This window comes from Streptomyces sp. NBC_00091 (assembly GCF_026343185.1).
Lineage (GTDB): Bacteria > Actinomycetota > Actinomycetes > Streptomycetales > Streptomycetaceae > Streptomyces.
Window position 1 is genome coordinate 2,795,410 of the sequence record NZ_JAPEMA010000001.1, and the last position, 14,473, is coordinate 2,809,882.

The following is a 14,473-nucleotide window of genomic DNA, read 5'->3' on the forward strand; positions in this document are numbered from 1 at the left end:
CGTAGTGATTAAGCTCAGGCCGAATCCAAGGGCGGGCAACAAGGGCGGGCAACCAGGGGGCGGGGCCGTGGAGTCGAGGCTGACCTTTTCGGCGGAGGACCTGGCGCAGACCCGGTTCGCGGTCTCCCCGATGTGGGAGGTCGTCACCAGCTACCGGCTGCTGAGGGAAGCCCACGAGCCGCCCCTGCACCGCCGTTGGGCCGCGCAGGTAAGGCCCCGGCTGCTGAGCGCGGGCCTGCACCAGGGCTGGCTGGCCGATCTGATCCCGGCGCAGGGCTATCTGGCGGACTTCCTCAACCCGACCCCGTCCGGGCCCTTCGGCGAACTGCCCGCCGAGCTGGCGGCGATCCGAGCGACCCCTCCCGACCAGGTGCGCCATGACGTCGGGGAGCTGCGCCTGTCATCGGCCCGGCTGACGTTGCTCCGGGAGGAGCCCGCCCAGGCACTGGAGAAGGTCGCGGCGGAGATCGAGACGTACTGGGAGCTGGCGCTCGCGCCGTACTGGGCCCGGATCCGCCAGCTCCTGGAGGCGGACGTCTTCCACCGGGCCCGGCAGGTGGCCGAGCACGGCTCCGCCTTCGTCCTCAACGAGCTGCACGAGTCCGTACGGTGGGACGCGGACACCCTGCACCTGATCCGGCGGCACTGCGCTCCCACCCGCGAGAACGCCGGGCGGGGGCTGCTGCTGGTGCCCTCGGCCTTCGTCTGGCCCGGCGTCCTGACCCGCGCGGTGGCCCCCGAACCGCCCCAGCTGGCCTACCCGGCGCGCGGGACCGGCACCCTGTGGGAGCCCCGCGCGGCCTCCTCGGCCGATGCGGTGGCCGGGGTGCTGGGCCGCTCCCGGGCGCTGCTGCTGGCGGAGCTGGACACCCCGGCCTCGACCACGCAGCTCGCCCGCCACTGCGGCCTGTCCGCCGCCGGGGTCTCGCAGCACCTGACGGCCCTGCGCAACGCGGGCCTGGTCACCGCGCACCGGGCCGGCCGCTCGGTGCTGTACGCCCGTACGGCGATCGCCGACGCCCTGCTCACCGCCTGACCACGCCACCGCCTAGTCTGCGGGGCATGGAGTCGTACACGATCGGCCAGGCAGCCCGGCTGCTCGGCGTCAGCAGTGACACCGCCCGCCGCTGGGCGGACGCCGAGCGGTTCCCCACGCGGCGCGAGGGGAACCGCAGGATCGTCGACGGGCCCGACCTGGCGGCGTTCTGCGTCGAGGTGGCGCAGGAGGCCGGGGAGGACGAGGACGCCCCGTACACCTCGGCCCGCAACGCCTTCCCGGGGATCGTGACCGGCATCAGGCTGGGCACGGTCGGTGCGCAGGTGGAGGTCCAGGCGGGCCCGCACCGAGTGGTGTCCCTGCTGACCCGGGAGGCGGTGGAGGAGCTGGGCCTGGAGGTCGGCATGCGCGCCACCGCCCGCGTGAAGTCCACCAGCGTCTTCGTCGACCGCACCTGACGCGGACCCGCTAGTGCGGTCACAGCGCTACGGGTTCCGTACGAAGGCCCCCGCGCGGGCCGCCGCGGCCGCCGCCCCGGCCGCCCGCCGCGCCGCCGCCTCGTCCAGCGGCGCGTCCGTGGTCAGCAGCCGGTAGTACAGCGGGGCGGAGACGGCGCGGACCACCTCGGCGGCGTCGGTGCCCTCGGGCAGCTCGCCCCGCCCGACGGCCTCCCGGACGCAGGGCGCCCATTCGGCGACCCGGACCTCGTAGAAGCGGTGCAGGGCCTCGGCCGTCCGGGCGTCGCCCGTGGCGGCGGCGATGACGGCCTTGAACAGGGCCCCCTGGCGCGGGTCGGCCAGGGTGCGGCGCACGAGGGCGGCGTTGGCCAGCAGGTCCTCCTCCAGCGAGCCGGTCTCGGTGCGGGGCAGCGACTGCTCGGCCATGTCCGTCAGCAGGTCGGCGACCAGGCCGGCCACGGTGCCCCAGCGCCGGTAGACGGTGGTCTTGCCCACCCCGGCCCGCCGGGCGACCTCGGCGAGGTCCAGCCCGTGGAAGCCCTGCTCGGCCAGCATGTCCCCGGCCGCCTCCAGCACCGCCGAGCGCACCCGGGCCGTCCGGCCCCCGGGGCGTACGCTCCCCGGCTCGGCGGAGCCCTCTCCCGCGTTCACGGCATCACTCGGCAAGGTCATAACGGGTCCCTGGTTCCATTAGCGGCGATCGGCTGTTACGTTGGGATCACCTTAAAGGGTCTGCGGTGCCATTACCGCCCACGGGAGGGAATCCGTCATGGAATACAGGCAGCTCGGTTCGTCCGGTCTCAAGGTGCCCGCCCTGAGCTTCGGGGCCGGCACCTTCGGCGGCCGGGGCCCCGTCTTCGGCGCCTGGGGCAGCACGGACGCGCAGGAGGCCCGGAGGGTGGTGGACATCTGCCTGGAGGCCGGCATCACCCTCTTCGACACCGCCGACGTGTACTCGGCCGGCGCCTCGGAGGAGGTGCTCGGGCAGGCCGTCAAGGGCCGCCGGGACCAGGTGCTGCTGTCCACCAAGGCGGGCCTGCCGACCGGCGACGGCCCCGGGGACTTCGGCACCTCCCGCTCCCGCCTGATCGGGGCGGTCGAAGGCGCCCTGCGCCGGCTCGGCACCGACCACATCGACCTCTTCCAGCTGCACGGATTCGACGCGGCCACCCCGGTCGAGGAGGTGCTCTCCACCCTCGACCGGCTCGTCCGGTCCGGGAAGGTCCGCTACACCGGCGTCTCCAACTTCGCGGGCTGGCAGCTGATGAAGTCCCTGTCCGCCGCCGAGCAGCACGGCTTCCCCCGCTACGCCGCCCACCAGGTCTACTACTCCCTCGTCGGCCGCGACTACGAGTGGGAGCTGATGCCGCTGGGCCACGACCAGGGCGTCGGCGCGATGGTGTGGAGCCCGCTCGGCTGGGGCCGCCTCACCGGCAAGCTGCGCCGCGGCCGCCCGCTGCCGGCCGGCAGCCGTCTGCACGAGACCGCCGACTACGGCCCGCCGGTGGAGGACGAGCACCTCTACGACGTGGTCGACGCCCTCGACGAGGTGGCGCAGGAGACCGGCCGCACCATCCCCCAGGTGGCCATCAACTGGCTGCTGCGCCGCCCCACCGTCTCCACCGTCCTCGTCGGCGCCCGCAACGAGGAGCAGCTGCGCCAGAACATCGGCGCGGTCGGCTGGGAACTGACCCCCGAGCAGGTGGCCCGCCTCGACGCCGCCAGCCACCGGCCGGCCCCGTACCCGTACTTCCCGTACGAGCGCCAGGAGGGCTTCGCCCGCCTCAACCCCTCGCTGTTGGCCCGTAATTGATCCAATCGACTTGGCCGAAACCATGGCCAGAAAGGCCGGTCGGCACATAGTGTCCAGGCGCCCTGCCGCACACGGGGCGGTGTACCGCCGGTCGCCGACGACCGGTGGCCGGCTGATCGGGGGATCCATGGAACAGGTGCAGAACAAGCGCGTCCTGGTGTCCGGCGCGAGCATCGCCGGTACCACGCTGGCCTACTGGCTGCTGCGGCACGGGTTCGAGCCCACGGTGGTGGAGCGGGCGCCCGCGCACCGCGAGGGCGGCTACAAGATCGACGTCCGGGGCGCGGCCCTGGAGGTCGTCAAGCGGATGGGCGTCATGGAGGAGATCCGCCGCGAACGCACCGACGTGCAGGGCGGATCCATCGTCACCGCCACCGGCAAGCGGGTGGCGAGCATGGACGGGGACACCTTCGGCGGTCGCGAGGGCGAGGACGCGGAGATCCTGCGCGGCGACCTGGGCCGCATCCTGTACGACCTCACCAAGGGCGAGGTCGAGTACCTCTTCGACAACTCCGTGGTCTCCCTGGAGGAGGGGCCGGACGGGGTCGAGGTCCTCCTCGAGAGCGGCGAGCGGCGGGTGTTCGACCTGGTGGTCGGCGCCGACGGACTGCACTCCCACACCCGGGCGCTGGCCTTCGGCCCGGAGGAACGTTTCGTCCACGACCTCGGCTACTACGTCTCCATCTACAGCGTCCCCAACCACCTCGACCTCGACCGGTGGGAGCTGACGTACGTCTCCCCCAACCGGACGGCGCTGACCTACAGCACGGCCAAGGACACCGGGGCCAAGGCCATGTTCCTCTTCGCCTCCGGGCCGCTGGAGTACGACCGCCGCGACCCCGTCGCGCAGAAGCGGCTCCTGGCCGAGGCCTACGCGGGCGAGGGCTGGGAGGTGCCCCGCCTGCTGGAGGCGGTCGGGGACGCGCCCGACTTCTACTTCGACTCGCTCAGCCAGGTCCGGATGGACCGCTGGTCGAAGGGGCGCACCGTCCTGGTCGGGGACGCCGCCTACTGCGCCTCGCCCGCCTCCGGCCAGGGCACCAGTCTGGCCCTGGTCGGCGGCTACGTCCTGGCCGGGGAACTCGCCGCCGCCCTGGGCGGTTACGAGGCCGCTTTCGTCGCCTACGAGAGCGCGATGCGGCCCTTCGTGGAGGCGAACCAGAAACTCGGCCCCGCCAACGTCAAGCACATGGTGATGCGGACGAAGGGCCAGGTCTGGGTGCAGCTGAAGATGCTCGCGCTGATGAACCGCCTGCCGGGCAAGGAGAAGATGATGGCCAAGGTCCTCGAGCCGATCCACCGGGCGGCCAACGCCATCACCCTCAAGGAATACGAGCGCCGCTGAGCCGCGGGCGCCCCTGACCCCGGCGGTTCAGGCCCCGGGCGCAACCGGCGGGCCCGCCCGCGGGGGCTATATCCACTCGCGCTGCGCCGCCCGCAGGCCCGCCTCGAAACGGCTGCCCGCGCCCAGGCGCTTCATCAGCTCGGCCATCATCCGGCGCACCGTGCGCAGGGAGAGGCCCAGCTGGCGGCCGGCGGCCTCGTCGGTGAGGCCGCCGCCCAGGAGCCGCAGCAGCTCCTTCTCCTGGGGGGTCAGGCCGCGGTCGTCGCGGTCCCGCCGGGTGCCCAGGGGCACGGCCGACTCCCAGATCTGGTCGAAGAGCCCGGCGAGGCCGACGACCACGCCCGGTTCGGTCAACTGCACCGCGCCCTTGCGGGTGTTCTCCGGGTCGGCCGGCACGATGACGGTCTTCCGGTCGAACATGAGCATCCGCACGGGCAGCGAGGGGACGGTGCGCACCTCGCCGCCGAGGTCGGTGAGCCACTCCGCGTACTCCCTGGTGACCGCGTCGTTTCGGACACTGTCCAGGTACACCGTCCGCATCCGGACACCCCGGTCGATGGTCTCCCGGTCCAGGGGCTTGCTGGCCTCCAGGCTGGCCCGGGACTGGGCGCCGCCCGGGTTGAAGGTCAGGCACTCGGAGGCGGCCTCGGTGGCCAGCTCCCGGATCCGGGCTTCGCCGCCCACTTCGACCCGCGCGACTCCTTCATCGTGCAGGTCGAGGGCACCAAGGTGTGGACCCTGCGCGAGCCGGTGCTGCCCGCCCCGCTGGCCCACGAGTCCTGGGACCGGCTGCGCGAGCGCCCCGAGTGGACCACCGGGCGGCTGGAGGCGATCGAGCCCTGGCGGGTGGTCACCCTGGAGCCGGGCGACGTGCTGTGGCTGCCGCGCGGCTGGGTGCACTCGGCGCGCAGCGAGGGCGTGTCCTCCCTGCACCTGACGCTGAGCCTCACCGCCTGGACCGAGCACTGGGCGGTCGGTGAACTGCTCTCCCGCGTCGTGGACGTGCCGGGCCGTACGACCTTCCCCGCGGACTTCGTACGCGATCCGGGCACCGCCGTGGAGGCGGTGGCCGCCCTGCGCCGGGGCCTGGCCGACTGGTTCGCGGGGAGTTCCGACGAGGAGATCGCCGCCCTCCTGCGCACCGCCGCGATCCGGGAGTTCCCGGCTCCGCTCCGCCAGGTCTCGGCGGTCCTGGCGGGCGGGGTCATCTCCGCCGACACCGTCTTCGCGGTGCACCGCGAGGCCGTCCTGAGCGCCGTCCCCGACGGGGAGCGGCTGCTGCTGCGGCTGGCCGACCGGGTCCTGACCCTGCCCGCGAACGCGGCCCCGGTGCTCGCCGACCTGCTGGCGCGGGAGCGGTTCACCCCCGCCGAACTGCCGGTGCCCGAGGACGTGATCCGCCTGCTGTGGCGCGAGGGCCTCCTCTCCCGCGCCTGAGACCCCCGCGACTGAGCCCCCCCGCACCCCCTCCGCTCCGCGAGCCGTGCGCATCCCCCGCGCACGGCTCGCGGCCCCCCTTTCCCGAAGGAGTTCCCGCAGTGAAGCCCCGCGCCCTGATCACCGCCGCCCTGGTGGTCGTCCTCACCCTGGCCGCCGTCATCGCCATCGGCGCCCTCCCGCACGACGTGCAGCCGATGCCCCGCATCCTGGTCCTGGCCGGGGGCATCACCGCGCTGATCCTGGCACTGCGCCCGGCCCGCCGTACGGGTTCCTAGGCGCTCGGGGCGGCGCGCAGGGAGTCGAGCCAGCCGAGCAGGCGGGCGCCCTCGCGGGTCATGACCTCGGGGTCGCGCAGGGCGTTGGCCAGGAGCGACATGCCCTGGTAGCCGGAGACCAGGGTGAGGGCGAGGCCGTCCGGGTCGGGCAGGTTCAGGACGCGGAACTGGTGGCCCGCCCAGTCCAGCAGCCGGCGGATCACCGCCCCCGCCTCCGCGTCGAGCGTCCCGTCGGCGCGCTTGTCGAGTTCGGCGGCCAGGGTGCCGGTGGGGCAGCCGTAGCGGGCGGCGGTCTCCCGCTGGCCGACCCAGCCTTCGACCAGGGTCTTGAGCCGCTCGAGCGGGTCGGGCAACTCGTCCAGCGCGGCGGTGATTTCGTCCAGGTGGGCGCTGTGCTCGGAGAGCGCGGCCCGGACCAGCTCGTCCTTGGTCTTGAAGTAGTAGTAGACGTTCCCGACGGGGACGTCGGCCACCCGCGCGATGTCGGCGAGGGTGGTCCGTTCGACGCCCTGCTCGTGCAGGACCTGGGCCGCGGCCGCCGTGAGCCGCCTGCGCTTGTCGGCCGCCCGCGCCGCCCGGGGCTTAACTGAGTCAGTCACCCAACCAACTATAGACAGCGCCCCCGGGCCCCGTGCTAGGGTCCAACCAAGTCAGCCGACTAACTAACAAGGGGGTCCATGATGATCGTGGTGACGGGTGCGACGGGCAACATCGGGCAGACGCTGGTGCCGCTGCTGGCCGGGGCGGGCGAGGAGGTCGTGGCGGTCTCGCGGCAGCCGCGCCCCGGGACGCTGCCGGCCGGAGTCCGCCACGCCCGGGCCGACGTCGGGGACGCCGCCGGCATGCGGACGGTCCTCGACGGCGCCGAGGCCCTGTTCCTCCTGCTGGGCGGTGAGCTCAACGCCCACGGCGAAAGCCCGCGGGCCCTCCTCGACGTCGCGGAGGCCGCCGGGGTCAAGCGGGTGGTCCTGGTGTCCTCCCAGATCAACTCCACCCGCCCCGAGGCCCCTTCGCACGCCCGGCTGCGCGCGTTCGAAGCCGCCGTACGCGCCTCCGCCCTGGACTCCACCGTCCTGCGGCCGGCCGGTTTCGCCTCCAACGCCTTCGCCTGGGCCGAGTCGGTCCGTACGCGGCGCACGGTCTTCGCCCCCTTCGGCGATGTGGCGCTGCCCGTCGTCGACCCGGCGGACATCGCCGCGGTCGCCGCCGCCGCGCTGCGCGAGGACGGGCACGCGGGGCGGACGTACGTACTGACGGGGCCCGAGGCGATCAGTCCGCGCGGGCAGGCCGCGGTGCTCTCCGGGGCGCTGGGGGAGGAGGTCGCCTTCGTGGAGCTCTCCCGCGAGGAGGCCCATGCCCACATGGCGGCCTTCATGCCCGAGGAGGCCATCGCCGGCACCCTCGACGTCCTCGGCGCCCCGCTGCCGGCCGAGCGGCTGCCCGCCCCCGACGTGGAGCGCATCCTCGGCCGCCCGGCCGCGTCCTTCGCCGACTGGGCCGCCCGCGCCCTGCCTGCGTTCCGCTAGGCCGCTGCGTCGGGGGTGAAGATCCGGTTCAGGTGGTGGCGGAGCACCGCGACGGCCGACTCGGGCCCCCGCCGCCCCACCAGGATGCTGGTCCCCAGGACGCCGACTCCCTCACCGCGGCGTCCGGCTGAAGGACCGGCGGTAGGAGCGCGGCGGCACCCCCCGGCGCCGTACGAACTGCTCGCGCAGCACGGCCGCACTGCCGAAGCCGACCAGCCGGGCGATCTCCTCGACCGGCAGGTCCGTGGTCTCCAGGAGCTCCTCGGCACGGCTGAGCCGCAGGCCGAGCAGCCAGGCGTGCGGGGTGGTGCCGGTGGAGGCCGCGAAGCGGCGGGCGAAGGAACGCCGGCTCATCAGGGCCCGGCGGGCCAGCTCCGCCACCGGAAGCGGCTCGTCCAGGTGCTCGCGGGCCCACGCGAGGACCTCGGCGAGCTTCTCGTCCCGGCAGTCCTCGGGCACCGGCGTGGCCAGGTACTGGGCCTGACCGCCGTCGCGGTGGGACGGCAGGACCAGGTCCCGGGCGATGGCGTTGGCCGTGGCGGCGCCGTACTCCCGCCGCAGGAGGTGCAGGCACAGGTCGAAGCCCGCGGCGGCGCCCGCGCCGGTGGCGACCTGGCCCTCGTCCACGTACAGGGCGTCGGGCTCGACGGCGACCCGCGGATGGCGTTCGGCCAGCAGGCTCGCGAACCGCCAGTGGGTGGTGGCGCGGCGCCCGTCGAGCAGCCCGGCGGCGGCGAGCGCGAAGGCGCCGACGCAGTGCGCCGCGACCAGCGCGCCCCGCTCGTGCGCGGCGGTCAGCGCCTCCAGCACGGCGGGTGGCGGCGGCGTACGGAAGTCCGCCCAGGGCAGGGCGATCACCAGATCGGCGGCGGCCAGCCGGTCGAGGCCGTGCCCGACCAGCAGCGGCAGCCCGACGTCCGTACGCACCGGTCCGGGCCGGTCGGTGCACAGGGCGAAGTCGAACCGGGGCAGGCCCTGCCCGCGCTCGTCGAACACCTCGGAGACGATCCCGGCCCCGAGCATCCCGACCCCGGCAGGGGCGTAGGCGGCGACGGACACGAAGGGCGGCATGCGGGCAGTGTGGCACGATTCCCGCGATCAGTGGCAGTACGGCCACTCGTGAAGAGCCCCCGCCCCGCGAAGACTTGGGGGCATGACAGACGCACCGCTCGGCCACAGCGCCCGCTTCCGGATCCTGACCACCGGCTACACCCTCTCCACCGGCCCCGGGGTGGCCGCCACCGTCTCCTACGTGGGCGACGGGGAACACCACGTGATCGTCGACCCGGGCATGGTGGCCGGCCGCGACCGGATCCTGGGACCGCTCGCGGAGCTGGGACTCGGCCCCGACGACATAACCGACGTGGTGCTCAGCCACCACCACCCGGACAACACCATGAACGTCGGCCTCTTCGGCCACGCCCGCGTCCACGACCACAAGGCGATCTACGAGAACGACCAGTGGACCGACCGCGACGCCGAGGGCCACGAACTGACCCCCTCGCTCCGGCTGATCCGCACCCCCGGCCACAGCCGTGAGGACATCACGCTGCTGGCGGGCACGGACTCGGGGGTCGTGGCCTTCGTGGGCGACCTGTGGTGGCGCCCGAACGGCCCGGTCGACGACCCGGTGGCCCCGGACCACACCATCCTGCGCTCCTCCCGCCTGCGGGTACTCGCGGCCGCCGACGTGATCGTCCCCGGCCACGGCCCCGCCTTCCCCGCCGACGACACCGCACCCCGCTAGGGCCGTGTCAGCCCACGGCCTCCTCGACGAGCGCGCCGATCCGCGCCTCATCGGCCCCGGCGCTGACGGCGCTGACGGCGCTGACGGCGCTGACGGCGACGACGGCGACGACCTGCGGCACCGCCGCGCCCTCGGCGTCCTCCTCCTGCGGGCACTGCGCCGCGGCGAGGGCGCGCGCCCACCCCGGGTGGCACATCAGCGCAGCTCCTGGATCCGCACCAGGTTGCCGGCGGGGTCGCGGAAGGCGCAGTCGCGGACGCCGTACGGCTGCTCGGTCGGCTCCTGGACGACCTCGCCGTCGGCGGCCCGCACCTTCTCGAAGGTGCCGTCGAGGTCCCGGGTGGCCAGCAGGATCCAGCCGTAGGTGCCCTTGGCCATCATCTCGGCGATGGTGCGGCGCTCGACCTCGGTGATCCCCGGGTCGGCGGCCGGCGGCGCCAGCAGGATGGACGTACCGGGCTGCCCGACGGGACCGACCGTGATCCAGCGCATCGTGCCCTGCCCGACGTCGCTGCGGACCTCGAAGCCGAGCACGTCGCGGTAGAAGGCCAGGGAGGCCTCCGGGTCGACGTGCGGGAGGGCGGTGGTGTGAATGGTGATGTCCATGGCCGAAACGTTAGTTGCGCCCCGCCACCGCCGCTTCTCGAATCCTGACCGTTCCGGCGGCCGTTTCCGGATCAGGTCTCCAGCTGGTCGGTGAGGCGTTTGAGGGCCTTGGCTCCCAGGGGGTCGATGAGGGGGGTGAGGGCGTGGTCGATCAGGCGGATGCCGGGGATGCGCAGGGCGCCGAAGAAGGCGAAGCGGGTGGCGTCGCCCTCGGGTACGGCGGCCATGCCGCCCAGGACGAAGCGGCTCTGCATCAGGCACCAGCCGGGGCGCAGCACGATGTCGAAGCGCGCCCGCATGCCCAGGGGGCTGCGGGCCCGGGCCTGCATGCGCTCGCCGGCGGCGGAGGTCACGGTGAAGGCGCTGATGTCGGTGATCAGCCTGGGCAGCTGGTTCTCGAGGTCGGAGGCGAGTGCCCAGACCCGGTCGAAGGGCGCGGGGACGAGGTGCTCCGCGAAGGAGGCGGCCGGGGTGGTGCGGGCGATGACCCGCAGCCTGCGGACCGCGTCGAGTTCGGCGACGGGCCAGGTGTCGTTCAACGTTCCCAGGCCTTCCGGAAGTTGCGGCGGGCCCGGAACAGCCGGGTCCGTACGGTGGGTTCGGGTACGCCGAGCAGCGCGCTGACCGCGTGCTCGTCCATGCCCTCGAGGTCGCGCAGCACCAGGACGGCGCGGTGGGCCGGGGTGAGCCGTTGCAGCACGTCCCGTATGTCGGCGGCGAGTTGCGGATCGTCCCGGGCGGGGACGTCCTCGAGCGGGTCCGGGACGGCGCGGGCCGCCGCGCGGGCGACCCGGACCGCCTCCCGCACCGCGATGACCCGGGCCCAGCCGAACAGGGCCGCCGGTTCGCGCAGTTGGCCGAGGCTGCGGAAGATCACGATCAGGGCCTCCTGCGTGGCGTCCGGGCCGTCCTGGAGGGCGATGGGCCCGCACAGCCGGCCGATGTAGGGGGTCAGCAGGTCGAGGAGGTCCTGGGTGGCCATCCGGTCGCCGCGCTGGGCGGCGCGCACGAGCGCGGCCCGGTCGGCCGCGCTCGTGGCTGCGTCCGTGGCGGTGTCCGTTTCCGGGCCGGTGTCCGTGGTGGTCACCGTTCGCCGAGCCCGGTGAGGAACGGCGCCAGCGTGTCCAGGAAGGCGTTGCGGTCCGGCGCCGCGAAGAGGGGGTCCAGGTGCGTCATGGCCTCGTCCCCGGCGTACGTCGCCGAGGTGATCCGCGACTGCTCCACCACCCACCGCGCGGCGGCGTTGGCGGTGCCGTGCGTGAGGCCGGTCTGGAAGGAGTACAGCGGTACGTCGATCTCGCGCGTGTGCCACAGCCGCAGCCCGAGCCGGCGGGCGACCGGGGTGTCGGCGAAGGGGTCGGCGGCCTGGAGGTCCAGGGTGAGCCGGTTCGGCCAGTACCACTCCAAGAGCGAGGGGACCGGGCCGGCCAGCGCGCGGGCCAGGTCCGCGGGCGCGGTGTAGGCCGGGTTGACGCTGAGGTCGGGCACCAGCGGGTGGGTGACGTAGAGCCATTCGACCAGGCCCGCGTTGGTCACCCCGGCGGGCGGACGCAGCCCCGCCGGCAGCTGCGCTGCCAGCTTCGACGGCTGGTCCGGGGCCTTCGCCGCGTACGCGCCCGCCAGCTGCTGGAGGATCGCGAAGGACTCCGTACGGCCCATGGTGAGCGATTCGTCGAAGACCTCTCCGGCCTCGATCCGGGCCCGCCAGGCGTCCGCCTGCTCGGTGGTGAGCCGGTAGGTGATCCCCTCGCCGGCGAACGCGTCGTGCATCCCGCCGTCGATCAGGGCCAGCCCCGACAGGTCGCGGTGGCCGGGGCGGCCGTCGAAGTCCCAGGCGGCGTAGGCGAGTGCGGTGCTCGCGCCCCAGGAGTGCCCGCCGAGTACCACCTGCCGGCGCCCGCCCTCCCGCGCAGCGAGGACGACCTGGCGCAGGTCGGCCAGCTCGACGGCGAGGCCCCAGTCGGCGACGTACGGGACGGTCTGCGCGGTCTGCGCCCGGTAGTGCCCGCCCAGGTAGTAGTCGGCGGCGCGGTCCGGCGGGCGGCGGAACCCGTCCAGGTCGGCGAGGTTCTGCTGGCGCCGGTCGACGACCCACACCTGGGTGCCGGGCCGGCGGGCGGCCAGCTGCCGGGCGACCGGGGCCAGACTGCCGGCGGCGGCGAACTGGCCCGGTACGAGGACCACGACCTGCCGGGCCCGGGCGGAGCCGACCTTCAGTACGTGGACCCGGTCCCGGTCCGCGGGACCGGGCGCGTCCACGCCGGGCAGCGATACGTAGGACTCGCGCACCTGCGGCGCGGGGGCCGCGCCGGCGGCGCCGGGCAGCGTCGCCGCGAGGACCAGTCCGGCCACGACCGCGGCGCACCTGCGCCCGGTCGATCCGCTCCACGGGATTCTCATTGCTTCCTCCTTGACGAGGTCTCAGGCAGGAAGAGGGGCGGGGGCCGCCGAACATTCCCCGTGACCCGCGCCACATTCCCATACGGGTCGTGTGGTGCGGGTCACAGGGAATGTCAGGCCGCCCCCGCCCCTCTTCCGTCCCGAAGGCACCCGACATCAGCAGGAGGCGGTCATGGCGGTCACGGCGAACGAACGGACATGGGCAGGGATACGGACAGGGGCGCGGACCCGGGCGCGGGCGGGGACCGCGGCCGCGGCGTTCCTCGCGGCGGACGCGCTGGTCCACGTCTACTGGATGACCGGCAGCACCTGGCCGGCCCGGGATCCCGCCTCCCTGTCCCGGGCGGTCCTCAACATGGAGGTGCCGTTCACGCCGCCGGCCCTCCTCGCCCCCCTCGGCCTGCTGCTCGCCGGAGCGGCGCTGCTCCTGGCGCAGGCCGGCCGGCCCGCCCGGCTCGCCCGCCGGCTGCCGACCCGGGCCGTGCGGCTCGGCGCAGCCGCCGTCGCCGCCGGGGTGCTGGCCCGTACCGTCGTGGGTCTCGCCTGGGCCCTGGGCTTCGGCGTGGACACCGCCAGCCCCTTTTACCGGCTCAACCTGTTCGTGTACACCCCGGCCTGCCTGGCCCTCTTCACCGCCGTGCTCATCGCGACCCGGCGCCCGGCCGGTGAGCGCCCGGTCAGTTCTCGTTGAGCGCGGGGTAGTCGGTGTACCCGGCCTCCCCGCCCACGTACATCAGGCCCTTGTCCTGGAGGGGGTTGAGCGGTGCACCGCTGCGCAGTCGCTCGACCAGGTCGGGGTTGGCCAGGAAGGCGCGGCCGAGGGAGACCAGGTCCGCTCCCGCGGCGAGCAGCCGCTCGGCCTCGTGCCTGCCGCCGTCGGCGGGGAGCGGCCCGGGCCACGGCAGCGCGGGATTGGCGATCAGCGTGCCCGCCCAGTGCTTGCGGATGTGCTGGAAGAGGGGCTGGTCGGGATCGGCGAAGACGACGTGCAGGTAGGCGAGGCCCGAGTCGCGAAGGGCGTCGACCAGCGCCGGGTAGACGGCCTCGACGTCGTCCTCGTGCATGCCGTTGGCCGTGACCCCGGGGGCGATGCGCAGGCCCACCCGCTCGGGTCCGACGGCGTCGGCGACGGCCTGGACCACCTCCCGTACGAACCGGATGCGGCCGGCCACCGAGCCGCCGTAGGCGTCGGTGCGGTGGTTGGTGCCCGACGCCAGGAACTGGTGCAGGAGGTAGCCGTTGCCGCCGTGCACCTCCACTCCGGCGAAGCCCGCGTCGACGGCCCTGCGGGCGGCGGCGGCGAAGTCGGCGACGGTGGACCGTATCTGGCCCCCGGTCATCTCGAGCGGGACGACGGCCGGCTGGTGACCGCTGGGCGTGAAGACCGTGTCGGGGAGCGGGACCGGCGAGGGCGCGACGGGCGGCAGCCCGCCGCTGTTGTCGGGGTGCCCGATCCGGCCGCCGTGCTGCAGTTGCAGGAACATGCGGCCGCCCGCGGCGCCCACCGCCCCGGTGACCCGCCGCCATCCGGCCACGTGCGCGTCGCTGTGGATCGCGGTGATGTTCGGGTACGTCTGCCCGACCGCGTTCGGCGTCGAGGCCTCGGCGATGATCAGCCCCGCGGAGGCGCGCTGCGCGTAGTAGGTGGCCATCAGCGGGGTCGGAGTGCCGTCGTCGGCGGCGCGGTTGCGGGTCATCGGCGCCATCACCAGACGGTTGGGCAGTTCCAGGCCGCCGAGTCGGGCGGGGTCGAAGACGGTGGTCATGGCGGTGGTCCCATCATGGCGGGCGCCCCCGCCGGTGCGGCGGGGGCGCGGTCGGTGAGCGTCAGGGTGTGGGGGTGGGGGGTGGACCCACTCTCGGACG

At 74.2% G+C, this 14,473-nt stretch carries 19 protein-coding genes and 1 pseudogene; 9 read left to right on the forward strand and 11 right to left on the reverse strand.

The features are described from left to right. Positions 1 to 67: 67 nt before the first annotated feature. A complete protein-coding gene (locus OOK34_RS12845; RefSeq protein ID WP_267033985.1) occupies positions 68 to 1,036 on the forward strand; it encodes a DUF5937 family protein in 969 nt (322 codons plus the stop codon). A gap of 26 nt (positions 1,037 to 1,062) precedes the next feature. Further along, on the forward strand, positions 1,063 to 1,455 hold the full coding sequence (locus OOK34_RS12850) for a molybdopterin-binding protein (protein ID WP_267033986.1): 393 nt from the start codon (positions 1,063 to 1,065) through the stop codon (positions 1,453 to 1,455). Positions 1,456 to 1,482: 27 nt separating this feature from the next. Here the strand turns inward: OOK34_RS12850 and OOK34_RS12855 are convergent, their stop codons facing one another. Continuing rightward, positions 1,483 to 2,106, reverse strand: coding sequence for a TetR/AcrR family transcriptional regulator (locus tag OOK34_RS12855; RefSeq protein WP_267033987.1), 624 nt, complete (start codon positions 2,104 to 2,106; stop codon positions 1,483 to 1,485). Positions 2,107 to 2,224: 118 nt separating this feature from the next. Here OOK34_RS12855 and OOK34_RS12860 point away from each other — a divergent pair, with 118 nt between their 5' ends. Both OOK34_RS12860 and OOK34_RS12865 read left to right on the forward strand, forming a co-directional pair. Next, positions 2,225 to 3,268, forward strand: coding sequence for an aldo/keto reductase (locus OOK34_RS12860; RefSeq protein WP_267033988.1), 1,044 nt, complete (start codon positions 2,225 to 2,227; stop codon positions 3,266 to 3,268). Between the two features lie 127 nt (positions 3,269 to 3,395). After that, positions 3,396 to 4,613 carry an FAD-dependent monooxygenase gene (locus OOK34_RS12865; protein WP_267033989.1) on the forward strand — a complete coding sequence of 406 codons (1,218 nt, stop codon included), beginning with the start codon at positions 3,396 to 3,398 and terminating at the stop codon, positions 4,611 to 4,613. A 66-nt stretch (positions 4,614 to 4,679) separates the two neighbouring features. Here the strand turns inward: OOK34_RS12865 and OOK34_RS12870 are convergent, their stop codons facing one another. Continuing rightward, the gene (locus OOK34_RS12870) at positions 4,680 to 5,297 is read right to left on the reverse strand and encodes a LuxR C-terminal-related transcriptional regulator (RefSeq protein ID WP_267033990.1); all 618 of its coding nucleotides are present in this window, start codon (positions 5,295 to 5,297) and stop codon (positions 4,680 to 4,682) included. A 24-nt stretch (positions 5,298 to 5,321) separates the two neighbouring features. Here OOK34_RS12870 and OOK34_RS12875 point away from each other — a divergent pair, with 24 nt between their 5' ends. Both OOK34_RS12875 and OOK34_RS12880 read left to right on the forward strand, forming a co-directional pair. After that, the gene (locus tag OOK34_RS12875) at positions 5,322 to 6,050 is read left to right on the forward strand and encodes a cupin domain-containing protein (RefSeq protein ID WP_267033991.1); all 729 of its coding nucleotides are present in this window, start codon (positions 5,322 to 5,324) and stop codon (positions 6,048 to 6,050) included. 101 nt (positions 6,051 to 6,151) lie between these two features. Further along, positions 6,152 to 6,328, forward strand: a complete 177-nt coding sequence (locus OOK34_RS12880) for a hypothetical protein (RefSeq protein ID WP_267033992.1) — start codon at positions 6,152 to 6,154, stop codon at positions 6,326 to 6,328. Here OOK34_RS12880 and OOK34_RS12885 read toward each other — a convergent pair. After that, positions 6,325 to 6,927 (reverse strand): TetR/AcrR family transcriptional regulator, encoded by a 603-nt coding sequence (locus tag OOK34_RS12885; protein WP_267033993.1) that lies wholly within the window; start codon positions 6,925 to 6,927, stop codon positions 6,325 to 6,327. The two genes, OOK34_RS12880 and OOK34_RS12885, sit on opposite strands and share 4 nt — an antisense overlap. An 81-nt stretch (positions 6,928 to 7,008) precedes the next feature. Between OOK34_RS12885 and OOK34_RS12890 the strand changes: the two genes are divergently transcribed. Further along, on the forward strand, positions 7,009 to 7,854 hold the full coding sequence (locus OOK34_RS12890) for an NAD(P)H-binding protein (protein ID WP_267036724.1): 846 nt from the start codon (positions 7,009 to 7,011) through the stop codon (positions 7,852 to 7,854). Here the strand turns inward: OOK34_RS12890 and OOK34_RS12895 are convergent. Together OOK34_RS12895 and OOK34_RS12900 are read right to left on the reverse strand one after the other, a co-directional pair. Then, positions 7,851 to 7,952: pseudogene (locus tag OOK34_RS12895) on the reverse strand (TetR/AcrR family transcriptional regulator); the annotation flags it as partial. The gene OOK34_RS12890 and the pseudogene OOK34_RS12895 sit on opposite strands and share 4 nt — an antisense overlap. 13 nt (positions 7,953 to 7,965) lie before the next feature. Further along, positions 7,966 to 8,925 carry a GlxA family transcriptional regulator gene (locus OOK34_RS12900; RefSeq protein WP_267033994.1) on the reverse strand — a complete coding sequence of 320 codons (960 nt, stop codon included), beginning with the start codon at positions 8,923 to 8,925 and terminating at the stop codon, positions 7,966 to 7,968. A gap of 82 nt (positions 8,926 to 9,007) precedes the next feature. On the opposite strand from OOK34_RS12900, the gene OOK34_RS12905 reads away from it, so the two are divergent. Beyond that, positions 9,008 to 9,601, forward strand: coding sequence for an MBL fold metallo-hydrolase (locus tag OOK34_RS12905; RefSeq protein ID WP_267033995.1), 594 nt, complete (start codon positions 9,008 to 9,010; stop codon positions 9,599 to 9,601). A 7-nt stretch (positions 9,602 to 9,608) separates the two neighbouring features. Here the strand turns inward: OOK34_RS12905 and OOK34_RS12910 are convergent, their stop codons facing one another. The 5 genes from OOK34_RS12910 to OOK34_RS12930 all read right to left on the reverse strand — a co-directional run bounded on the left by OOK34_RS12910 (position 9,609) and on the right by OOK34_RS12930 (position 12,607). Beyond that, a complete protein-coding gene (locus tag OOK34_RS12910) occupies positions 9,609 to 9,797 on the reverse strand; it encodes a hypothetical protein (RefSeq protein WP_267033996.1) in 189 nt (62 codons plus the stop codon). Beyond that, on the reverse strand, positions 9,797 to 10,207 hold the full coding sequence (locus tag OOK34_RS12915; RefSeq protein ID WP_267033997.1) for a VOC family protein: 411 nt from the start codon (positions 10,205 to 10,207) through the stop codon (positions 9,797 to 9,799). Before OOK34_RS12915 ends, OOK34_RS12910 begins: the two co-directional genes overlap by 1 nt. 71 nt (positions 10,208 to 10,278) lie before the next feature. Next, complete coding sequence (locus OOK34_RS12920) at positions 10,279 to 10,746, reverse strand: hypothetical protein (RefSeq protein ID WP_267033998.1); 468 nt, start codon at positions 10,744 to 10,746, stop codon at positions 10,279 to 10,281. Continuing rightward, entirely contained in the window at positions 10,743 to 11,294 is a 552-nt protein-coding gene (locus OOK34_RS12925; RefSeq protein WP_267033999.1) for an RNA polymerase sigma factor, read from the reverse strand. Before OOK34_RS12925 ends, OOK34_RS12920 begins: the two co-directional genes overlap by 4 nt. Next, on the reverse strand, positions 11,291 to 12,607 hold the full coding sequence (locus tag OOK34_RS12930) for an alpha/beta hydrolase (RefSeq protein WP_267034000.1): 1,317 nt from the start codon (positions 12,605 to 12,607) through the stop codon (positions 11,291 to 11,293). The genes OOK34_RS12925 and OOK34_RS12930 overlap by 4 nt, the downstream gene beginning before the upstream one ends. A gap of 172 nt (positions 12,608 to 12,779) precedes the next feature. Here OOK34_RS12930 and OOK34_RS12935 point away from each other — a divergent pair, with 172 nt between their 5' ends. After that, the gene (locus tag OOK34_RS12935; RefSeq protein ID WP_267034001.1) at positions 12,780 to 13,298 is read left to right on the forward strand and encodes a DUF3995 domain-containing protein; all 519 of its coding nucleotides are present in this window, start codon (positions 12,780 to 12,782) and stop codon (positions 13,296 to 13,298) included. Here the strand turns inward: OOK34_RS12935 and OOK34_RS12940 are convergent. Further along, positions 13,285 to 14,373: an alkene reductase gene (locus tag OOK34_RS12940; RefSeq protein WP_267034002.1), complete on the reverse strand. Its 1,089-nt coding sequence runs from the start codon at positions 14,371 to 14,373 to the stop codon at positions 13,285 to 13,287. The two genes, OOK34_RS12935 and OOK34_RS12940, sit on opposite strands and share 14 nt — an antisense overlap. Between the last annotated feature and the right edge of the window lie 100 nt (positions 14,374 to 14,473).